General features: G+C 67.9%; 14 protein-coding genes. 1 reads left to right on the forward strand and 13 read right to left on the reverse strand.

The features are described 5' to 3' along the window. Positions 1-518: 518 nt before the first annotated feature. From ABT170_RS31120 to ABT170_RS31130, 3 genes are all read right to left on the reverse strand, one after another. The gene (locus tag ABT170_RS31120) at positions 519-1,718 is read right to left on the reverse strand and encodes a cytochrome P450 (RefSeq protein ID WP_351872898.1); all 1,200 of its coding nucleotides are present in this window, start codon (positions 1,716-1,718) and stop codon (positions 519-521) included. 14 nt (positions 1,719-1,732) lie between these two features. After that, a complete protein-coding gene (locus tag ABT170_RS31125) occupies positions 1,733-3,469 on the reverse strand; it encodes an amino acid adenylation domain-containing protein (RefSeq protein WP_351872901.1) in 1,737 nt (578 codons plus the stop codon). 94 nt (positions 3,470-3,563) lie between these two features. Then, positions 3,564-4,388, reverse strand: coding sequence for an alpha/beta fold hydrolase (locus ABT170_RS31130; protein WP_329944515.1), 825 nt, complete (start codon positions 4,386-4,388; stop codon positions 3,564-3,566). A 286-nt stretch (positions 4,389-4,674) separates the two neighbouring features. Between ABT170_RS31130 and ABT170_RS31135 the strand changes: the two genes are divergently transcribed. Continuing rightward, positions 4,675-5,928: an aminotransferase-like domain-containing protein gene (locus tag ABT170_RS31135; protein ID WP_351872987.1), complete on the forward strand. Its 1,254-nt coding sequence runs from the start codon at positions 4,675-4,677 to the stop codon at positions 5,926-5,928. A 15-nt stretch (positions 5,929-5,943) separates the two neighbouring features. Here the strand turns inward: ABT170_RS31135 and mpaM are convergent, their stop codons facing one another. From mpaM to ABT170_RS31185, 10 genes are all read right to left on the reverse strand, one after another. Continuing rightward, complete coding sequence (gene mpaM / locus ABT170_RS31140; protein WP_329944516.1) at positions 5,944-6,765, reverse strand: daptide-type RiPP biosynthesis methyltransferase; 822 nt, start codon at positions 6,763-6,765, stop codon at positions 5,944-5,946. A 23-nt stretch (positions 6,766-6,788) separates the two neighbouring features. Continuing rightward, positions 6,789-7,667 carry a PIG-L deacetylase family protein gene (locus ABT170_RS31145; RefSeq protein WP_351872905.1) on the reverse strand — a complete coding sequence of 293 codons (879 nt, stop codon included), beginning with the start codon at positions 7,665-7,667 and terminating at the stop codon, positions 6,789-6,791. After that, positions 7,664-8,890, reverse strand: a complete 1,227-nt coding sequence (locus ABT170_RS31150; RefSeq protein ID WP_329944518.1) for a glycosyltransferase — start codon at positions 8,888-8,890, stop codon at positions 7,664-7,666. Before ABT170_RS31150 ends, ABT170_RS31145 begins: the two co-directional genes overlap by 4 nt. 59 nt (positions 8,891-8,949) lie before the next feature. After that, a complete protein-coding gene (locus tag ABT170_RS31155) occupies positions 8,950-10,428 on the reverse strand; it encodes a tryptophan 7-halogenase (protein ID WP_329944519.1) in 1,479 nt (492 codons plus the stop codon). Positions 10,429-10,498: 70 nt separating this feature from the next. Beyond that, positions 10,499-11,719, reverse strand: coding sequence for a cytochrome P450 (locus ABT170_RS31160; RefSeq protein ID WP_351872910.1), 1,221 nt, complete (start codon positions 11,717-11,719; stop codon positions 10,499-10,501). Positions 11,720-11,783: 64 nt separating this feature from the next. Beyond that, a complete protein-coding gene (locus ABT170_RS31165; RefSeq protein ID WP_351872912.1) occupies positions 11,784-12,617 on the reverse strand; it encodes a sulfotransferase domain-containing protein in 834 nt (277 codons plus the stop codon). A gap of 54 nt (positions 12,618-12,671) precedes the next feature. Continuing rightward, entirely contained in the window at positions 12,672-13,868 is a 1,197-nt protein-coding gene (locus ABT170_RS31170; RefSeq protein WP_329944522.1) for a cytochrome P450, read from the reverse strand. Positions 13,869-13,913: 45 nt separating this feature from the next. Next, positions 13,914-15,119 carry a cytochrome P450 gene (locus ABT170_RS31175; RefSeq protein WP_329944523.1) on the reverse strand — a complete coding sequence of 402 codons (1,206 nt, stop codon included), beginning with the start codon at positions 15,117-15,119 and terminating at the stop codon, positions 13,914-13,916. Positions 15,120-15,233: 114 nt separating this feature from the next. Then, complete coding sequence (locus ABT170_RS31180) at positions 15,234-15,440, reverse strand: MbtH family protein (protein ID WP_266932989.1); 207 nt, start codon at positions 15,438-15,440, stop codon at positions 15,234-15,236. After that, positions 15,437-21,031 (reverse strand): non-ribosomal peptide synthetase, encoded by a 5,595-nt coding sequence (locus ABT170_RS31185; protein WP_351872917.1) that lies wholly within the window; start codon positions 21,029-21,031, stop codon positions 15,437-15,439. The genes ABT170_RS31180 and ABT170_RS31185 overlap by 4 nt, the downstream gene beginning before the upstream one ends. Positions 21,032-21,041 lie beyond the last annotated feature (10 nt).

The raw sequence follows: 21,041 nt of genomic DNA on the forward strand, positions 1-21,041 counted from the left end.
ATAGATGCCTATTCACAGCATGACTGCGAGTCAATTTCGCATCAACTGTGTCAGCTTGACGTCTCCCGGGCACCGGCGTCATGGATACCGGTTGGACAAACGCCGTTTGTGCCCCCGAATACCAACCACTACTGCTGATCGATATCCCTGCAATTGCGGTGGCCGAGGCGACGGCGGCTGACGTGAGTTGGCCGTGGGAACGTCGCCGTGGATGGTGTCGGGATGAACTGCGGCAGCGGATCGAGCCATTCACCGGCGCGGCATCGACGAGCAGGTCGCCCAAGGGCTGTCCCGCAATTCCTGGTGGATCAGCGCGCGGCGTCAGATGCGGTGCATCGCAAGGCGGAGAGGCGCCCGCATACTGGATGTATTCGGGCGTTTCGACAACGCGGCGAGGTGCCGCAGCTGTCGTCGTGCGCCCGCAAGGAATTGCGGGACAGCCCTCAGGCCGAGGCGGGACAGCCCTTACGCCCGCGCGAGCACTTCGCACGGAACGATCCGGCGAATCGGCTCCCGGGTCAACGCCCCGTGAACCGCACCGGGAGCTCCCGGTACCCCTGCACGGTGATCGCACGCAACCAGGTGGGCTCCTTCACCAGTTCCACCTGCGACACTCGCTCGGCCAGCTCGCGCAACACGACCGACAGCTCGATCCGGGCGAGTGCGGAACCGAGGCAGTGGTGCACCCCATGGCCGAACGTGATGTGCCGATTGGGCTTGCGCCCGGGGTGGAACGCGTCGGGGTCGTCGAACTCGGCGGGATCCCTGTTCGCGGCGGGCAGCCACGCGACCACCGGCGTGCCGGGCGGCAGGTGACGGCCGTTGATCGTGACCTCGCCGGTCGTCACCCGGAGCACGTGCATCGCCGGCGAGGTCCAGCGCAGCACCTCCTCAACGACGGTGTCGACGTCCACGCTCCCGTCTCGCAGGTCGGTCAGCAGGCCGGGCACCGTGGCGATCGCGTGCACCGCACCGGTGATCGCGTGCCGGGTGGTCTCGTTGCCCCCGATCAGTACGTTGTCGCAGTTGAGCAGCACGTCGTCGATGGTGAGGCTGTCGTCGGCCACCAGCGTGCTGACGAGATCGCTACCGGGGCGCTCGCGGCGCGCGGCGATCAACTCGTAGAAGTAGACGAGGATCTCGGTGTGGGCCTGACGCGGCGTCATCCCGTCGAAGGATTCGTCCGCGCCGCCGAACGCGTGATTGGTCAGCCCGATGAGCAGGTCCTGGTCCTCGGCCGGTACGCCGAGGATGTCGCACACGACCGCGGCCGGAATGCGTGAGCCGATCGCCGGGGCCACGTCGCACACCCCGTCGTCGAGCGCCTGGTCGAGCACGCTGCCAACCTCGGTCCGCACTCGCTCCGCCAGCCCCTGCGCAGCCGCTCTGGAGAGCAGCGGTCCGACCAGCCTGCGCAACTTGCGGTGTTGCTCCTGTTCGGAGACCACCATCATCCGGCCGCCCGATGTGTCCGGATGGTCGCGGTCGAACCCAATCATCATTCCGTACTCGGAGGTGAACGGCGCGGAGGGCGCGAGGACCGCAGAACATGCCCGGTGCGAGAACACGGACCAGAAGCCGGTGGGTGAACTGCCCGGATCACTCCACACCATCGCGTCTTCCGCCGCGAGCGCGCGCCAGCGGGCGTGCCGGTCGAGCGTCGTGTACAGATCGGGGTTGCCGAGGTCGGTCTCGACTACGGTTTTCGTCGTACGCATGGATGGCCTCCCGGTCACGTCGGTGCGCCGTCGAGCACCTTGGCGAGTTGTGCCACGGTCGGCGCGTTGAAGAAGGCCTGTACCCGCAGCCGGACGTTCAGGCTTTCGCGGATGCTGGCCACCAGCCGAGTCGCGAGCAGCGAGTGGCCGCCGACCTCGAAGAAGCTGTCCTCGACGCCGATGCTGCTGACGCCGAGCACTTCGGCGAACAGCCCGGCCAGGAGGATCTCCGTGGGTGTGCTCGGCGCTCGCCCCGATGTCGCGCGTCGGGCGCTCTCGGGATCGGGCAGGGCGGCGCGGTCGACCTTGCCGTTCGGTGATGTCGGCAGACGCGGCAGGTCGACGACCACGTCGGGTACCAGGTAGGAGGGCAACCGCTTACGCAGCTGTGCCAGGAGGTGTTCGGCTGCCACCGGCGCGCCCGCCGTGCCGACCACATAGGCGACCAGCCTGTTCTCGTGCTCGATCACGACGGCCTGGGCCACCCCGTCCACTTCGAACAGGGCGGTCTCGACCTCGCCTGGCTCGATCCGGTGGCCACGGACCTTCAGCTGGCCGTCGGCGCGGCCGACGAAGACGAGCTGGCCGTCCGAACGCGCCCGCACCCGGTCGCCGGTGCGGTACATGCGGTCGCCCGGACTGCCGAACGGATCCGGCAGGAACCGCTGCGCGGTCGCCGCCGGTCGGTACAGGTATCCGCGGGCGAGGCCGGGGCCGGTCATGTACAGCTCGCCCACGTCCCCGTCCGGGACGGCCCGTAGCCGGTCATCCAGAACGTACGTACGGACGCCGGTGATCGGCCTGCCGATCGGCGGCGTTCCATCGCCGGTCAGTGGCTCGCTCGCGGTCACCGCGACGGTGGCCTCGGTCGGGCCGTACGCGTTGATCATCACGCGGTCGGTGGCCCAGCGTTTGGCGACCGGTGCCGGGCACGTCTCGCCCGCGACCAGGAGGGTCAGCCCTGCGGGCAGGCCGCCGGCCTCCTCCAGCGGCGCCAGCGCGGACGGCGGCAGGGTGACGTGGGTGATGTTCTGGTCGCGCACCAGCCGGGCGAGCGGTTCGCCCGGGATCAGGTCCGACGCGGGGGCCAGCACCAGGCAGCCACCGGCCAGCCAGATCGGCCAGAACTCGGCGACGGAGGCGTCGAAGCTGGGTGACGCGAACGCCAGCAACCTGCTTTCCGGCAGCTGCCGCTGGCGGCGCACGTAGTCGGCAGCCAGGTTCGGGATCCCGCGGTGCGTGACCAGCACGCCTTTCGGTCGTCCGGTCGAGCCCGAGGTGTAGATGACATACGCGGGGTGGTCGGGAAGCAAGGGGCTGAGCCGGTCGTGGTCGTCCAGGTTCGGCTCGGACCGGGATGGCTCCCGTTCCACGGTCATGGCGACGCGAGCGCCGGCCACATCCTGCCCCGGCAGGGACAACACGCAATGCGCTGACGCGTCGTCCAGCATCTGCCGCCTGCGTTCCTCCGGATAGTCCGGGTTGACAGGCACGTACGCGGCACCGGCCTTGTGCACGGCCAAGACCGCGATGACGAACTCGATCGACCGCGGCATCACCGTCGCGACGAGCCGTTCCGGGCCGACCCCGTACTCGACGAGCCGACGCGCGAGGAGGTTGGCCTCCGCGTTCAGCTCGGCGTAGGTCAGCGTGGTGTCACCCATCGCCGCCGCCGGCCGGTCCGGCACCGCCGCGGCGGTTGCCTCGAACAGTGCAGGCGCCGTGGACGGCAGCACTATCGCGCCGGTCATTCCTGCTCCTCCGCGGCTCCGCGGGCGTCCTCGACCGTGTCGACGGGGAGCCCGGCACGACCCAGGTGACTTTCGTGGGCTGACTCAAGGGGTGTCATGCGGTCTCCTCCAATGGCGCGCGGGACTCGGCGTGGAGAAGCCGGATCAGCTCGCGGTTCACCGCTTCCGGGTTCTCCAGGTAGCCGAAGTGCCCGCACCCGGGAATCGTGCGGTGCGTTGCGCCGGGAATCGCGGCGGCCAGCTCCCGTCCGGCTGCCGGCGGGGCCACGAGGTCGTGCTCGAACGAGACGACGTGGCAGGGCACCTTGACAGCGCGGTAGGCCCGGATGCGATCGGGCAACGCGCTCAGGAGCAGCTGAGCCCGGACACCCGGCCCCCCCGTGCCTGACGCCTCGAGCAGGTCGAGCCAGTCGGCGGTGAGGTCGTCGTCGGTGAGCGTCGCGGGCCCCAGGTTGTGCAGGGCGCGAACGGCGGCGAGGTACCCCTGCGGCAGATCGATACCGCGTTCGATCAGCTCCGCCTCGGCCTCGGCCAGCACCTGCTGGACGAGGCTACTCCTGCCGCAGGCCGCCATCAGCACGACCGCGTCCAGCAGCTCGGGGCGGGCAAGTGCCAGCTCCTGCGCGATGTACGAGCCCATCGAGGTGCCGACCACGCGGCACGGCGCCACACCGAGGTGCTCGATCAGGGCGGCCACGTCCGCGACGAGGTCGTCGATGGTGAACCCGTCCGTGCCGTCGTCGCTGGGCGGGATCCCGCGGTTGTCCATGGTGATCACCCGAAATCCGGCGGCGCGGAGCGCGGGCACCTGGTGCAGGTCCCACACCGAGCTCGGCGCCCCGGTGCCGGTCAGCAACAGCACGGGGGAACCATTTCCATGGTCGTGGTAGGACAACCGGATCCCGTTCACCGTTGTCATCAACATGCCGCTCCTCCCCCGCCCGCCGCACGTCCACTGCGCGGCGGAGTTCTCGTTTCCCGCAACGGTTTGGCCCTCACCAGGTGCTGTGGCATACGTGTGACCGTACCTTCGAATATCGAGCATCTGGAATAGCGCTCATAGACATCCACAGTTTTGGACACGCTCAGCGCAAATCAGCGAGAACCGCCATCAATTCGCGTCCACGGCCGCTTCTTGACACCTCAGCCACGTATGAAAAACCCTAGCATTCATGGAATCATACGGTCTATCCACTCGCTTGAGCGTGGAAACTCTGCACGGCTCCCTCGCCGATCCGGCCATCTCGTCGATGAACCTGCTCAATGAGCTGATCGGCGAATATCCCGTGGCCATTTCCATGGCGGCAGGTCGCCCGTACGAAGAGTTCTTCGACGTCCGCCTCATCCACGAGTACATCGACGCCTACTGCGACCACCTCCGGAACGACCGGGGGCTGGACGAGGCGCAGGTCACCCGCACGCTCTTCCAGTACGGCACCACGAAGGGCGTCATCACCGATCTCATCGCCCGCAACCTCGCCGAGGACGAGGACATCGACGCCGACCCCGAGTCCGTGGTCGTCACCGTGGGGGCGCAGGAGGCCATGTTTCTGACTCTCCGCACGCTACGGGCGGATGAGCGGGACGTGTTGCTCGCCCCCGCCCCCACCTACGTCGGCCTGACCGGGGCCGCGCTGCTGACCGACACCCCGGTCTGGCCGGTCCGGTCCACCGAGAACGGCATCGACCCCCAGGACCTCGTCCTCCAGCTGAAGAATGCCGAAGAGCAGGGCAAGCGAGTCCGGGCCTGCTACGTAACGCCCAACTTCGCCAACCCCACGGGCACCAGCATGGACGTGCCCGCCCGCCGTCGGCTCCTCGAGGTCGCCGAGGCGAGCGGCATCCTGCTCCTGGAGGACAACGCCTACGGGCTCTTCGGATCCGAGCACCTCCCCACGCTGAAAGCACTCGACCGGTCGGGGACCGTGGTCTATATCGGCTCCTTCGCCAAGACCGGCATGCCCGGCGCCCGGGTCGGCTACGTCGTGGCGGATCAGCACGTGGCCGGGGGCGGCCTGCTCGCCGACCAGCTCTCGAAGCTCAAGGGCATGCTCACGGTGAACACCTCGCCCATCGCGCAAGCGGTGATCGCCGGAAAGCTCCTGCTCAACGACTTCAGTCTGGTCAAGGCCAACGCCAGGGAAATCGCCATCTACCAACACAACCTCCAGCACACGCTGGGCGAGCTCACCCGCAGGCTCGGCGGCTGCCCCGGGGTCAGCTGGAACACGCCGAAGGGCGGGTTCTTCGTCACCGTCACGGTGCCCTTCGTCGTCGACGACGAGTTGCTGAAACACGCCGCCGGCGACTACGGCGTCCTGTTCACCCCGATGCATCACTTCTACGGCGGCAAGGCCGGGTTCAACCAACTCCGGCTTTCGGTCAGCCTGCTCACACCGGAGCTCATCGAGGAGGCCGTCTCCCGGCTCGCCGCACTCATCACCGCACGCCTCCCCTGATCCGAGCTCAGAGAGTCATGAGGGATCGCCCCTCAATGACGCCTCCAGCAACAGCGCGTCATGGCGGCCGCTACCCCCGGCGGACCTGAACGAAGCCGGCTCCATCACGTCGAATCCGGCCTGTTCCAGTTCCCGCACCACCTGATTCGACTCCAGGAGCCTCAGGCGACTCGTGCAGATGACGAAGGGGTCCGACGTCTCGTCGGCGGGGTAGACGGTGATTTCCTGGATTGATTCCGCCGGCGACCGCCGCACGTGCAACACGTACCGTCGGCCGCTCCGACCTGACAACTCTTGATCGCGCTCCAGCGACTCCGACTTGCCGGCGTTGGACATGCTGATCAGGAACTGCCCGCCGGGCTTGAGGTGCTCACGAACCGACATGTACAAGCCACGCCTTCCGGCGTCGTCCAGGAGGCTGATCGAGCCGTAGCTGATGACCACGCTTCCGAAGCGCTGATCCAACGCGAAGGCGCTCATGTCTCCCTGAACCACGGTGCACCGGCCCCGAAGATCTGCCGGCTCGTCCTCCAGCTGCCGCCGAAGGCTGGCGACCATCGTGGTCGACAGCTCAAGTGCGGTCACCTCGAACCCGAGCGTCAGGAAGGGGAAGGTCAGCCGGCCCGTTCCGGCAGCGAGTTCCAGCACCGGTCCGGACGCGGGGCGAATGCGGGCGGCCATCTCCTGCGCTTCCGAGATGCCGTCCGCATCCTGCATCAAGTCGGACCCGACGTCCTCGTCATAGAAACTGCGCAGTACGCCTCGCTCGCCCACGGAGGCCAGCAGAGCTTCCGCGCGAGTCGTCCGAATGGGGCCATGCTCCAGCTGATTACTCATGAGGCCAACCTCCTGGTCGACATTTATTGGACAACTTCCCAGGTCTTTTCGCCGTATCCGCCGTGTGGTGAGTTTTCCCGAGCATGCTTTTCCAGCTGGGCGAACAAATCCTTTTCGGGCCCGTTGAGCATCGACATCTGCGACGGATAGCGCTTCAGGGCTTCGAATTTCCGCGCCCGTGCCTCCGTCTTGACGGAACTGAAATCGGGAGGACCGAGACGAAATCCCCTCGGCAGTTCGACGGGACCCAACCCGAAGATCGCGTGCGGAAGGTCTTCCCACAGCCGTACCGGTATGCGCTGCTCGCGCGCCACGAACAGCGCGGCATCTCGTGCGATCTCGTTGTCGATATGGCCGTTGGCGGCCGCGCAGGTGACGATCAGCGTCGGAGTACACTCGTCGACAACCGTCTCGATGTCAGCCTTTACCGCGGAAAACAGATCCGAATCACCCTGTGGCGATTGTCTGCTGATTGCCACCTTCTGCCGGCCTGGCACGTTGTCAGCCAGCCATTGACCATCCGGCGACTTGCGATAAATGGCCTCAAGGAATCGGCCGTGCCGGTGGTCGACCCCCAGGTGGCCGAGCGCGGCAATGTCTTCTTCACGGCGATACAGCGATGCGTCTTGATTCGGCGAGATGCCCCAGATTCCGTGCAATCGCTGCGCCGCCGGGGAGTAGGGAGGTGACGCGGTGCCGGCGAATACCGTGAAGACGGTCGCCTGCGCACCGTCCCGCTCCGCCTGGGCGAGGCCGGCCCCGAAGGACAGGACCGCGTCGTCCAGATGAGGGGATATCACCAGCAATCGGGGCCGGTCGGGGCCGCGGAACGTGGCTGTCAATCCATCGACGGCCTTACCGCTTCGCAACGAGTGAGGACTGGACGGACCGGTGTGGTTCATGCGGGGACAGCCTCCTTGTCCTGGCCGGCCGCATCGAGCAGCAGCTCCGCGGCCACCCTTGTCCCATCGCCGCGGATCGTGCCCGCCGCGGCCGTCGCTCGTGCGCGGGTTCCCGGGGCAAGGGCTGTGCCGAGCGCGACCGACAAGGAGTCGAACGTCGGGGCCGGACCGTCATGTGCCACCCCGATGCCCAGCTCGGCCACCCGGCCGGCGTAGTACGGCTGGTCCGCGATCTGGGGCACCACGACCTGGGGGACGCCTGCCCGCGCGGCCACGTGCGTCGTGCCCGCGCCGCCGTGGTGGATGACGGCGGACACCCGGCCGAACAGCACCTGTTGGTTCACTTCTCCGATGGTGAAGCAGTCGTCCCGGTCGTCGGGCAAGATCAGATCGGCCCATCCGCGGGAGAGGATCACCCGGCGGCCATGGGCACGGACCGCCTCGACGGCCACCCGGACGGCGTCTGCAGGCGCACGCAAGCTGCCGAAACCCACGTACACCGGCGGTGACCCGGCATCCAGAAACGCCTCCAGCTCCACCGAAAGGGGCCGTTCGTCCGGCAGGATCCAGGCGCCGGTCTGCACGGCGTCGCGGCCCGTCGGCTGCAGCGGGGCCAGGACCGCGTCCGCCGCCAGCCAGGGATGATCGGTGTAGCCGAAGGTGAAGATGTCCTCCACCGGTGGCAGGCCGATCGCGCGCCGCCTGTCGTTGAGCGGGCCGCCGTACCGCCGGTGGGCGCTCCGGTTGTTCCGGTCCCACAGCGCCCCGATGTCGGTCACGTCCCGTGCGGGCGGCTCGCCAAGGGGCGGCGGCGGCGGGTAGTACGGCGACGGCATGTAGATCGGGCAGTGGAAGGCGTAGAAGTAGGGGATGCCCAGTTTCTCGGCCACCGACCGGACCCCGATCGCGACGGGCAGCAAACCGGTCGTCACCACCGCGTCACACCCCTCGGCGGCTGCCGGGAGTTGGTCGAACTGCGTGGCGATCGCCTCGGCCGAGAATCTGAGCATGTCCTCGGCAGTCGGCGGGGCGGTTCCGTGTCTCGGCGCGCGCGCCGACGGGCCGACCGGCACATGCGGCACACCGACCTCGGCCAGCCGCTCCGCGCAGTCCGGCGGTGCGCACACCCGCGCCTCAGCGCCGAGCTCCCGCAACCCCGCCGCCAGAGCTGCCAGCGGCTCGACGTCTCCGCGGCTGCCATACGTCGACAGCAACACACGCATTTCGCATCCCCTGTTTCGTAGGACCTTGGGCACCGGCGGACTGTCCGGAGTACGGAGGTTCACGCCGGCTGATGAGGCATCCATTTCATTCCGTCGGGCGAGGTCACGAGCCCGCCGGGGAACAGCGGCAGCTCGGGCTCGGCGTCCTCGCCGAGCAGCGCCTTCATCTGCACCTGGCCTGCCTCCTGCATCGCCTGCTGGACCACCTGCGACTTGAACATCGGCACCATGTCCTCCTGGTCGCCGCCTGCCATCTGATCCACGGCCGCGGCGAACTCGGCGCTGCGCTCGGCTATCCTGTCCGCCGGCGTCAGCGCCGTCTCACCGGACGACACCCCACCGATCAGCTCCACGAACGACTCGATATCGGTGGCGTTCTGACTGTTCGTGACCTTCTTGGCCTGCCAGAAATACGAGTCCTCGTTCACGTTCATCTGGTAGAACGACATGAGGAACTCGTAGAACACCTGGTACTCGCGGCGATACCGCGCCTCGAACTCGGTCAGTACCGTCTTCTCATCCAGCTCGCCCGCGAGGACGCTGTTGATCGACCGGGCCGCGAGCAGCCCGCTGTAGGTCGCCAGATGCACCCCGGAAGAGAACACCGGGTCCACGAAGCACGCGGCATCGCCGACCAGAACCATCCCCGGCCGCCAGTAACTCGTCTGCTGATACGAGTAGTCCTTGCGGACCCGCAGTTCCCCGTACTTTCCGGTGGTCACCCGGGTCGCGTCCGACAGGTATTCCGAGATCATCGGGCACTCGGCGATCAAGGAATTGAGTGCCTTCTCCCGATCTCCCTGGACCTTCTCGGCGTCCTCCCTGCGCACTACCGCGCCGACGCTGGTCAGCGTGTCGCTCAGCGGGATGTACCAGAACCAGCCGCTGTCGAAGGCCACGCTCAGGATGTTGCCGGAGGCGGGCTCGGGCAGCCGCTTACCCCCTTCGAAGTACCCGAACAGCGCCAGGCTGCGGAAGAACTCCGAATAGTTCCGCGTGCCGCCGACGTTGGTGTACAGCCGGCTCTTGTTGCCCGACGCGTCAACCACGAAGCGCGCCGACACCGCACGCTCAATGCCATCGGGATCGGTGTAACGCAGACCGGTGACACGATCGCCGTCTTCCACCACATCGGTGACCGCGCATCCCTCGCGCACGACCACACCCTTGCGTTTGGCGTTGTTCAGCAAGATCTCGTCGAATCGCGCCCGCTCGACCTGATAGGCGTACGACGTCGAGCCGGCCATCCGGGCGGAGAGGCCGAAGTGGAACGTCCACGGCTCCGGGCGAGCGCCCCAGCGGAACGTGCCACCCCGCTTCATCGGGAACCCGCATTCGGCCAGTTCGTCCGCGACGCCGAGCATCCGGCACACTCCGTGCACCGTGGCAGGCAGCAACGACTCACCGATCTGGTACCGGGGAAAGTTCTCTTTCTCCAGCAGCAGCACCCGATGGCCCTGCATGGCCACGAATGTGGCCACCGTCGAACCACCCGGCCCACCGCCGGCCACCACTACATCGAATTCTTCGACCGACATCTCGCCACCGTCTCCTCTGTTGCGGGTCAAATTACTGCGGCTAACTCTCCGAGCGTGCACCGCTCGATCACTACCAAGTGACTGGCACCTGATCCGGGCAGTCGACGAACGCGTTTCGGTACTTCACTTCACCGATGGGCACTGCCAGTCGGAGCCCGGGGAAGCGTTGCCAGAGGGACTGATAGGAAATCCGCAGCATCGCCCTTGCCAACGCCGCGCCCACGCAGTAGTGGATGCCGTGCCCGAATCCCACGTCCGAGACCGGTTCACGGTTCGCGTCGACGACGTTGGGGTTCGGCGTCAGCGCGTCATCCCGGTTGGCCATGAGAACCGAGCACAGCACATAATCCCCCGCCTTGATCAACTGTCCATCAATGACCACGTCCTTGATGGCCAGGCGGGGATTCGGCCCCTGCACGGGCGACAGATAACGCACCAGTTCGTTGACCAAGAGATCGGCCTTCTCACGGCCCTCGAGAAGCAACGGTATTTGGTCGGGGTTATCCAGAAGCGCGACGACCCCGAAGCCGATCATCCCCGCGACGGTCTCGACACCACCGAGGATCAGCGCCATGCACAGGCCCTTCAACTCCTCGTCCGTGATGTTGTCTCCGTGCCCTTGCACGACCATGCCGAGGAGCCCCTCGCCGGGGTCCTTCCGCTGCCGGGTGATCAGGTTGTCCAGGTACCTGTTGAACGCCGCGCTGTCGGCGGCCCTCGCCTTGAGCCCGCGACTCAGATCGACGTTCCGCCTGAGCCGTCGGACGAACTCGCGTCGATCATCCCGCGGGATGCCGAGCAGCTCACACAGAACACCCGCGCCGATCGGATCGGCGAAATCCCGCTGGATGTCCGCGGGTGGTCCCGCGGCGTCCATCATCTCAAGCCGATCGTCGATAAGGGCTTGTATGTTGGGCTCCATCTTGCGTATGCGCCGGACCGTGAACTCCGGTGTCAGCATCTTCCGCAGGCGTGTGTGCTCAGGCGGATCATACGTCGATATCTGCCCGACGAACTGGGGCTCTACGCGTTCCTCTGATTCCCCCTGGATGAACCGGGGCCGGGTCGTGAAATTCTCGTGATCGCCCAATATCCTGCGCACGACGTCGTACCCGAACGCCTGCCAAACATAGTCCCTGCCCAGCTGCTCGGACGCCTCTCCGACAATCCGGAACAGCGGGCCATGCGCTTTGAGATCGAAGTTTTCCGCATGCGGATCACAGTTCGTTCTCAACTTGAAGTTCGGCGGCTCTCGTAGGATTGGTGCGACCTGACCGATACGCTGCCCCATACGAGTTCAATCTCCTTCACTGGCAGATACTAAGGGACAGCCCTTAGCGTTCGGGGGCAGCTAACTAATCGGCGTACCCGAACTGCTTCGCGTAATGAGCGTATCCAGAGTCCCCATGCAGCAGCTCCTGATAGGCGGACTCGATGTCATCGCCCAAGAAGGACAGTGAACGGTCGCCGTACCTGCCCTCGCCCACGAACTTCGGCCCGTTACCGCCGGCCTCCTGGCCAGTGGGCGACGTCCCACCACCCACCCGTGCGCTCTGCTGCTCCAGTTCACGCATCCGTTCCAGGGTGCTGGCTTCCACCGCACGGCGAATGTTCGCGATCTCGACGGGCTCCCCGAGGGCGAGGAATTCCATGATCTCGGCGAGCCGTGCTACCGGATCGGCACGCAGATCCTCATAGCGCACCGTCAGCAGGTCCGCGTTCGGGAAGCGGTCACTCGACGACTCGGTCCAGCTCCGCACGTTCTCCGGCCACGACCCGATACCGACGCCCGGCGAGAGCGCCGCCAGTTGGTGGCCTTCCGTGGCGATGAACTCGCGGACGAAGGCGCGGCTTCTCTCCAGGTCGTCGATCGGTATCGCGGCCATGCGCAGCGAACTGAGCAGGACGTCCCTCGGGTTGCGCACAAGATAGAGAACCTTGCCGGTCGACTTCCTCAGCACGTCCAGCACCGGCACATCGGCCCTGAGGTGCGTCTTCAGCAGCAGCGGTTCCGTCGGCTCCACCGGCGGCAGATCTCCGTAGCGCAGCATCCCCTCAAGCACGGGGGTCGTGGCGTACACGTCGTTCCAGACCTTCGGGGATTCTCCCGATATGTAGGCGGCCAGCATGCACCTGAGCCACGTGTTTCCGGCCTTGGGATAGGACGCGATCCATCGGATTCCGTTCATACCTACTCCTCTGTGGTCGTTTGCATCACCGGTCACAGCAGTTATTCCGGACAATCACCAAGCGACCATCAGCTCCGTCAGTCCATACGCAGGGGTGGTCAAGCGGAACATGTCCTCCTGCGCGGGATCCGCGAGCCTCAGCCCGGGAAATCGCCGCCACAGAGCGGTATAGACGGTCCGCAGTTCGAGGCGGGCCAGAGCTGCTCCGAGGCAATGATGGACGCCGTGCCCGAACGCGACATGCGGGACGGAATCGCGCGTGACATCGAGACGTTCCGGATCCGGCGTCAGGGCAGGGTCACGGTTGGCCGCCGGAAGCGAGCAGATGACGCTCTCCCCCTTCTTGACCACCTGGTCCCCGATGATGACGTCCTCCATGGCGATGCGGGGTGTCGGGGAATAGGTGACCGTCAGGTAGCGGATCAGCTCGTCGACCGCCCGTTGCGCCGACCGCTCGTCGCCCCGAAACGCGGCGATCTGCTCGGGGTGCCGCAGCAGCGCCAGCACGCCCAGCCCGATCATTCCGGAGATGTTGTCGTCGCCGGCCAGCATCACCTGGACGCAGAAGCCCCTCAGCTCCTCGTCCGTGGCCGCGTCGCCGTGTTCGGCGACGATGGCTCCGATCAGCCCCTCGCCCGGATTCTTCCGTTCCCTGGCGATCATCGCCAACAGGTAGCGGGAGAAGGCCTCGCCGGCCGCCGCCCGCCTCTTCTGGCTTCGCGAGGCATCGAGATGCCCGTGACACAGCTGCATGAACATGACCCGGTCGTCCCGGGGCACGCCGATCAGCTCGCACAGCACGGCCCCGGGCACCTCCTCGGCGACGTACTCGATCAGATCCGCGGGGGATCCCGCCTGCTCCATGGCATCGAGACGCTCGGTCACGATCTGTTCGATGGAGGGCTGCATACGCTGCATCTTGCGCAGCGTGAAGCCGGAGGTCAGCTTCTGCCGCATCCGGGTGTGCTCCGGCGGGTCGTAGTCCATCAGGTTGCCGACCAGCTCACGCGGCCGGAAGATGCCCTCCCCGCCGATCTCGTCCCGCCGGTCCCAGCGTCGCCGTGTGCTGAACCTCCTGTGATCGCCCATCACCTGTCGGACGAGGGCGTGCGTGGTCACCATCCAGCGGGTCACGGCGTCCGCTCCGGATCCGACGGTGACCCTCGTCAGCGGTCCCGCAGCGAGCAGTTCGTCCGCCGGATCGAGGCCGTGCCTGCGAATGTGGACGGGGCGTGGGTCGTCACCACTCAACGGGAAGCTCCTCCCCTGCCATCGATTCTCCTCCTAGATCCGGCGCTACCAGTTGAGCCGCAGGGCTTCCACATTGAGCGGCGGCTGCCCCAACTTGATCTCGCGGTCCGGTTCGGCCAGCCGCAGGGTGGGAAAGCGGTGTGCCAGAGCCGGAATCGCCACCCGGAACACCATCTCGGCCAGCGACCGGCCAAGGCAGTGATGGATGCCGTGCCCGAACGCGACATGCGCGGGCTTTTCCCTGGTGATGTCGAAGCGGTCGTCCGGGCCGGGGAAGTTCCAGCGGTTCGCGGCCAGGAACGAGGGTGTGACGGTGTCGCCTGCCTTGATGGGGCAACCACTGATACGCACGTCCTCCAACGCGACGCGCGGAGTGGTCTTCTCGTCACTGGTGATGTACCGGACCACCTCGTCCAGCCAGTCCGGCACGGTGTCCGGCCTGTCCCGCAGCACGGCGAACTGCTCGGGCTCCTCGACCATCAGCCATGCGGCCGCCGCGAGGAAGCGAGCCACCTGGTCCCCGCCGGCGCCCATGACGAACGCGGCCACTCCGATCAGCTCCGCGTCGGTGATGTCGTCGCCGTGCTCGCGCACCACGACGCCGAACAGGTCGTCACCGGGATCGCGGCGGGTACGCGTCACGACCTGGTTCATGTACGCCCAGAACTTGTTTCCCGCCGCCAGGCGCCGCTTACCCGACCGTTCGGCCCGGCTGGCGTGCAGGGCACGGGACAGCTCCACCTGATCATCGCGTGGAATGCCAACGAAATCACAGGTCACCGTCGTCGCGATGGGCCACCCGAAATGCGGGACGAAGTCCACCGGGCCACCGGTGGCCTCAATGTCGTCAAGGGTGGCTTCGACGATCTTCTCAACCTGCGGCCGAAACCCCTGTATTCGCCGGATGGCGAACGGGCCTGTCACCATCCGGCGCAGACGCGTGTGTTCCGGTGGATCGTACTGGGTGAGGAAGCCGGGGAATATGAAACCGGCCGCGGTGCCGTGGTAGAGCAGCTTGGAGCTGAATTTGTCCGAGCTGAGAACGTGCCGGATCTCGTCGTACCCGGCGGCAAGCCACGCGGTCCGCCCTTCGGGGACATCCTCGACGCCCAATACGGCCATGGGGCCTTCGGCCATCAAGGCGCGCAGCTCCGGCACCGGATCGAACCGGTCCCGTCGGTGTATGTCCAGGCCCAGGTCAACGTTGATCTCCTCGAACGTTCCCCGGACAGCGTTGTTCTCCTCGGGCACTGCACAGGTCCTTTCGCCTCGTCCAGCCTCGGATGAGGAATCGTTGTCGCGAGCCGGTTGGACGGGCGCCGAGCCCGTCCAACCGTCCACATCGAGCAGCTGGACGCCTTCGCCTCAGACGCCGGCTTCCTGGATGAGGCTCTTCGGCCGGAGGTCCTTCCAGTTCTCCTCGACGTAGTCGAGGCACTCCTGACGGGTGGCCTCACCGTGGACACGGGACCATCCGGCAGGCACTTCCGCGAAGGTCGGCCAGAGGGAATGCTGGCCCTCATCGTTGACCAGCACGAAAAAGGATCCGTCGTCGTCGAACGGGTTGGTCATCGTTCTGTCCTTTCGCTCTTCGGCCGGGAATGGAGCTTCTCGGCGACGATGGCACCAATCTGGGCCAGCGCCGCTGGTTGCACCAAGTCGTAGTGGTTGGACGGGATCTCGTGGGGCTCGATGGTTCCGCTGGTGAAGTCCTTCCAGCTGGCTATCGCCTCCGGTACGGGCAGATGCGCCGGCCGTTCCATCGAGGCGATGAAGAGCAGGATGTCGCCGGCGAAGGGAGAGGCGATATGCCGCGGCCCGACCTCCCAGAGGTTTCGCATCACCGCCTCAAGGCGCTTCCTGGTGCCGGGCCCCTGGACCAGTCCACCGGCGAGCTCCAGGTCCTGCTCCTTGCGCTTCTGCACGGCCTCCTCGTCGCGCATGGCTTCTTCGCTCACCGTGCCGGTCGCGTTCCGTCCCATGTAGACGGGATAGGCGTCGAGCAGGGCGAGCAGGCCGACCTCCTCCCCTTCCGCCTCGAGCAACGCGACCATCGCCTGCGCGATCCGCCCGCCGAGGGACCAGCCGAGGAGGTGGTACGGCCCGGTCGGCTGCACAGCCCGGATGTGTTCGAGGTAATCGGCCGCCATCTCCTCGACGCTGCCGGGCAGGGGTTCGGTACGGGCCAAGCCGCGCGCCTGCACTCCGTAGACCGGCTGATCCACGGGAAGATGCCGCAGCAACGGCTGGTAGTTCCAGCTCAGGCCGCCGCTCGCGTGGATGCAGAACAGTGGCGGGCGGTCACCGCCGACTTGCAGCGGCAGCAGGATCTCGTAGTCACCCGTCTTCACCGAAGGGGTCGAGCGCCGCCGCTCGCCTACGACGACCAGGGTTTTGGCTGAGGTCTTCCGGGCGAGCAGGCCCGTGCGCAGCATCTGATGTCCCGGAGTCCCGAACGGGCAGGGCTCGGTCGATCGACCGGCCTTGCCCGCGTCCACCGCAGGCCCGGTGACGTAGAGGTTGCCCACGGCCCCGGGAGCGACCGGGCACAGCTGGTCGTCGAGCAGGAGCGCGCCGGGCGGACCGTCCTCGGCCAGGTCGGCGAGCGCCGGGGGCACGGCCCCGGCCCACCGTGCCGGTGCGATGACCGGACGGCTGCGTTCGAAGTCGTCCAGGAAGATGTCCAGGTCGCTGATCCGCCGCTGGGGATCCTCCGCCACCTGTTCCAGGACGCGGACCAGCCGCCGGGCCACCGACTCGGCCGTGTCCCGGTCGAACAGGTCGGTGGCATAGCGGAGGATGCCTTCGATGCAGTCCTCCTCGTCGTCGTCAAGGCGGTCGGTGAGCTTGAACGCGAGATCCAGCTCCATGGCTTCGGCCCCGCCGGGTTCGACATCGGTGCGCAGGCCCGGCAGTTCCATCGCGTCCCAGGTGCCGAGCCCTTCCTCCAACACCTCCAGCCCCACCTGGAACACGGGGTGGCGGGAGAGCGAGGCGGGCAGGTCGAGCAGCTCGGCGAGCCGCTCGAAGGGCACGTCCAGGTGCTCCTGCGCGGCCTGGAACGCTTCCTGCACGCGGGTGACGACTTCCAGGAAGGTCGGGTCGCCGGAGACTTCCGTGCGCAGGGCGACCGGCCGGGCGAACGGCCCGATCATCGGTTCGAGGTCGATGAGGTCCTCGTCCCGGGGCAGCGTCGTGCCGATCACCAGGTCGTGGCCCGCGCCCAGTTTCGTCAGCAGCATGGCGAGCGCGGCGTGCACCACGTGGAACGCGTCCGCGCCGGCCGACTCCGCCGCGTCCATCAACCGGGCGTACGGGCCCGCGTCCAGCCGCAGCTCGACCGTACCGGCCCGACGCGACGGGACAGCCGACCGCAGGCGGTCGAACGGCAGCGCCGTCTCTCCGTCGATGCCGGCCAGGTTGTCCCGCCAGAAGGCAACCTGCTCATTGGGCAGGCTGCCCGGCTCGTTCTCGTCCGCGAGCAGTCGCTGCTCCCAGATCGCGTAGTCGGCGAACTGCACGGCCAGGGGCGCGCGCTCCGGGACCCGGCCCTCGCGCCGCGCGCCGTACGCGGCCGCCAGGTCGCGGAAGAACACGTCCAGCGAGTCGTCGTCGGCGAGGATCCGATGCACCTGCAGGTGCAGCACGTGCTCCTTCTCCGCGAGTCCGAAGAGCTCACATCGCCACGGCACGTCCTCGGTGAGGTCGAACGCCGACTCGCGCCGCTCGGCGAGCAGCCCGGGAAGGTCCTCCTCGGTGGCCGGGACGGGAGTCAGCTCGACCGCCAGGTCGTCCTGAATGTGCTGGTGGACACTCTGTGCGTCGCCGGGGAAGGTCGTGCGGAAGATTTCGTGCCGGGCCGCGACGTCGCCGAGCGCCGCCGCCAGCGCGGGCACGTCCAACCGGCCGCGCAGGCGCAGTGCGACCGACGCGTGCAGGCCGGCCGTCTCCTTCCCGGGATCGGCCAGCAGCCGGGCGCGCAGCTGCCGGGTGGTGACCGGCACCCGGTCCGGCCGCTGGGCGGCTTCCAGTGCGGGGCGTGACTTCGCGGCGAGCACCCTCGCCAGACCCGCGGGTGTCGGCGAGGAGAACAGCTGCCGGATGGGCAGGTCCGCGCCGAGTTCCTCACGGATCCGCGCGATGAGCCGCATGGCCAGCGCCGAACTCCCGCCGAGGTCGTGGAAGGTGTCGTCGCCACCCACATGGTCGACGCCGAGGATCTCGGAGAACAGGGCACACAGCACCTGCTCGGTCTCGCTCTCCGGCACCTTCTCCGACGCGTGTCCCGCGAGATCCAGGGCGGGCAGGGCGCGGCGGTCCACCTTGCCGTGCGCGGTGACCGGCAGGCCGGGCAGGGCGACAACCGCCATCGGCACCATGTACGCGGGCAGGACCAGGGCCATGTGACGCCGGATCTGTTCTGCTCCCGCATCACTGCCGTCGGAGACGAAGTAGCCCACCAGACGCTTCTCGCCCGGCTGGTCCTCCCGCGCCATGACAACTGCCTCGACCACCCCGGGCTGGGCCGCCAGCACGGCCTCCACCTCGCCCAGCTCCACCCGGTAGCCGCGGATCTTCACCTGGTCGTCGGCTCGGCCGAGGAACACCACCTCGCCGTCCTTGTTCCAGCGCGCCAGGTCGCCGGTGCGGTACATCCGTTCACCGGCGAGGAACGGGCACGCCACGAACCGCTCGGCCGTCAGGCACGGGCTGGTGAGGTACCCGCGGGCCAGCCCCGTGCCGGCGATGTACAGCTCGCCGGCCACTCCCGGCGCGACCGGGCGCAGGAAGGCATCGAGGATGTAGACCTTGCGGTTGGTCATGGGACGGCCGACCGGCAGCTCCCGCCCGAGCTCCTCGCCGGGCTCGATCGGCTTCCACGTCGCGCACAGAGTGGTCTCGGTCGGTCCGTAGGTGTTCCGCACCCGCAGGCCGGGCTGGGCCCGCCGCAGGTTCCGCACCGACTGCGCGGGGACCACGTCCCCGCCGGTCCCGATCTCGACCAGGCCCGCGAAACACTCCGGAGACGTCTCCGCCAGGGCGCGGAAGGTGCCGGCGGTGAGGTGGACGGCGGTCGCGCCGCGTTCGACGGCCTGGCGTACCCCGGCTGCGTCCAGCACACCCGGCTCGGTGAGCAGGACACGGCCGCCCATGGCGAGCGGCACCCACATCGCGTACAGCGAGGGGTCGAAGACGTGCGTCGCGTGCATCAGCACGCCGTCGCCCGGACCGATCTGCCAGCCCGCGTCACCGGCCAGGCCGGCCACGCCCCCGTGGGGGATGCCCACGCCCTTCGGGAGGCCGGTGGATCCCGAGGTGTACATCACGTACGCCAGGTCGTCGGCGCTCGGCAGGCTCTCCGGCGCCGTGGCGGCGCAGCCGTCGACGGCCGCCCGCGTCCGAGGGGCGTCGAGGACGATCGCGTCCTTCGGCGCGACTCCGCTGGTCGCCTCTGTGCACAGGACGGTGGAGACCGCAGAGTCGTCGAGAATGAACGCGATCCGCTCGGCCGGGTACTCGACGTCCACCGGGACGTACGCCGCACCTGTCTTCCATATCGCCAGGAACGCGATCAGCAGGTCCGGCGACCTGTCCATGGCCACCCCGACCCGGTCGCCGCGGCCGACGCCACGACCGGCGAGGTAGCCGGCCAGCCGGTTCGAGGCCCGGTCGACCTCGGCGTAGGTCAGATCCGCGCCGCCGGCGTCGGTGATCGCCACCGCGTCCGGCGCCGCGGCCACCCGCCGCGCGAACATCCCGACCATGGATTCCCCTGGCACCGGGCCCTCGGTCGCGTTCCATTCGTCCACCACCAGGGCGCGCTCGGCCTCGCTCAGCAGCGTCAGGCGGCCGACCAGCACATCGGGCTCGGCGACCAGCCGCTCCAGCACGCGGGCCAGCGCGCCCACGACCGATTCGGCGACCGTGTGGTCGAACAGGCCCCGGTCGTAGTCGAGGATGAGCGGCATCTGTTCGCCGGGTCCGGTGATCAGGGTGAACGGGTAGTGCGAGGAGTTGCGCCCCCGCTTCAGCGGGCGCAGGGTCAGGCCCTCGTCCGGCGCCTGGCCGAGTCCCTTGCGAGGGAAGTTCTCGTAGATGATGAGCGTGTCGAAGACCGCTCCGGGGCCGGCGACGGCCTGCACGTCCTGCAGGCCGATGTGGTGGTGGGGCATGAGCGCCGACTGGTCGCGCTGCAGCTCGGCGAACAGCTCGACGGCCCGCCGCCCGCCGTCGAGCCGGACCCGCACCGGCAGGGTGTTGAGCAGCTGGCCGACCATCGACTCCACACCGGCGAGGTCGCCGGGCCGCCCCGAGGCGGTCGCGCCGAACACCACGTCGGTACGGCCGGCCAGTTGCGACAGCACGACGGCCCACGCACCCTGCACGACGCTGTTCAGGGTGAGGCCGTGACGGCGCGCCATTCCGGCCAGGTCTTCCGTCAGTTCCGTGGACAGTTCGAGCACCACCGTGTCGATGTCCGGCACGCGGGTCGGATCGGCCGGGGCGACCGTGGTGGGCGTGTCCAGCCCCGCGAACTCCTTCCGCCAGGCTGCCCTGGCCGCCTCCTTGTCCTGCCGGCCCAGCCACGCGAGATAGTCCCGGTAGGACCCGGTGGGCGGGAGTCCGGATGTCTCCCCGTCCGCCGCGTAGATCGCGGCCAGTTCGCGGTGGATGACCGGCATCGACCAGCCGTCCACCAGCACGTGGTGAAGGGTGTGCACGAGCCGGTGGCGCTCCGGGCCGAGCCGGATCAGGTGCAGCTTCATCAGCGGCGCCGTCTCGATCTGCAGCCGCTCGGCCACCTCGTCCGCCGCCAGCCGGTCCACCTCGCTGTCGGCGACGTCGTCCGGCAGCCCGGAAAGATCCGTCTCGTGCCAGGGGATCTCGGCGTCCCGCGCGATGACCTGCACCATCTGCGCGCCGCTGACATAGCGGAAACATGCCCGCAACGCGGCATGCCGGTCCACGACGGCCTGCCACGACGCCCTCAGTCGGGCAGCGTCCAGCGGGCCGTCGATGCCGTAGACGGTCTGCACGGTGTAGGTGTCAGGACCGTCGTGGTCGAGCGCGGTGTGATACAGCATCCCTTCTTGCAGCGGCGAGAGGGGCCAGACATCCTCCACGCTGGAGCGAGGCCTCGGGCGGGTACCGTCAACTGTCACGGTCTGCTCC

The organism is Streptomyces sp. NPDC001787 (assembly GCF_040297465.1).
Lineage (GTDB): Bacteria > Actinomycetota > Actinomycetes > Streptomycetales > Streptomycetaceae > Streptomyces.

What these genes read in the sequence shown, in the direction of transcription:
- ABT170_RS31145 (WP_351872905.1), bottom strand. Translation starts at nt 7,667, where the DNA reads ATGAACCACACCGGTCCGTCCAGTCCTCACTCGTTGCGAAGCGGTAAG.
- ABT170_RS31180 (WP_266932989.1), bottom strand. Translation starts at nt 15,440, where the DNA reads ATGACCAACCCGTTCGACGACGACGGATCCTTTTTCGTGCTGGTCAAC.
- mpaM (WP_329944516.1), bottom strand. Translation starts at nt 6,765, where the DNA reads ATGAGTAATCAGCTGGAGCATGGCCCCATTCGGACGACTCGCGCGGAA.
- ABT170_RS31130 (WP_329944515.1), bottom strand. Translation starts at nt 4,388, where the DNA reads ATGACAACGGTGAACGGGATCCGGTTGTCCTACCACGACCATGGAAAT.
- ABT170_RS31125 (WP_351872901.1), bottom strand. Translation starts at nt 3,469, where the DNA reads ATGACCGGCGCGATAGTGCTGCCGTCCACGGCGCCTGCACTGTTCGAG.
- ABT170_RS31160 (WP_351872910.1), bottom strand. Translation starts at nt 11,719, where the DNA reads ATGGGGCAGCGTATCGGTCAGGTCGCACCAATCCTACGAGAGCCGCCG.
- ABT170_RS31155 (WP_329944519.1), bottom strand. Translation starts at nt 10,428, where the DNA reads ATGTCGGTCGAAGAATTCGATGTAGTGGTGGCCGGCGGTGGGCCGGGT.
- ABT170_RS31165 (WP_351872912.1), bottom strand. Translation starts at nt 12,617, where the DNA reads ATGAACGGAATCCGATGGATCGCGTCCTATCCCAAGGCCGGAAACACG.
- ABT170_RS31150 (WP_329944518.1), bottom strand. Translation starts at nt 8,890, where the DNA reads ATGCGTGTGTTGCTGTCGACGTATGGCAGCCGCGGAGACGTCGAGCCG.
- ABT170_RS31120 (WP_351872898.1), bottom strand. Translation starts at nt 1,718, where the DNA reads ATGCGTACGACGAAAACCGTAGTCGAGACCGACCTCGGCAACCCCGAT.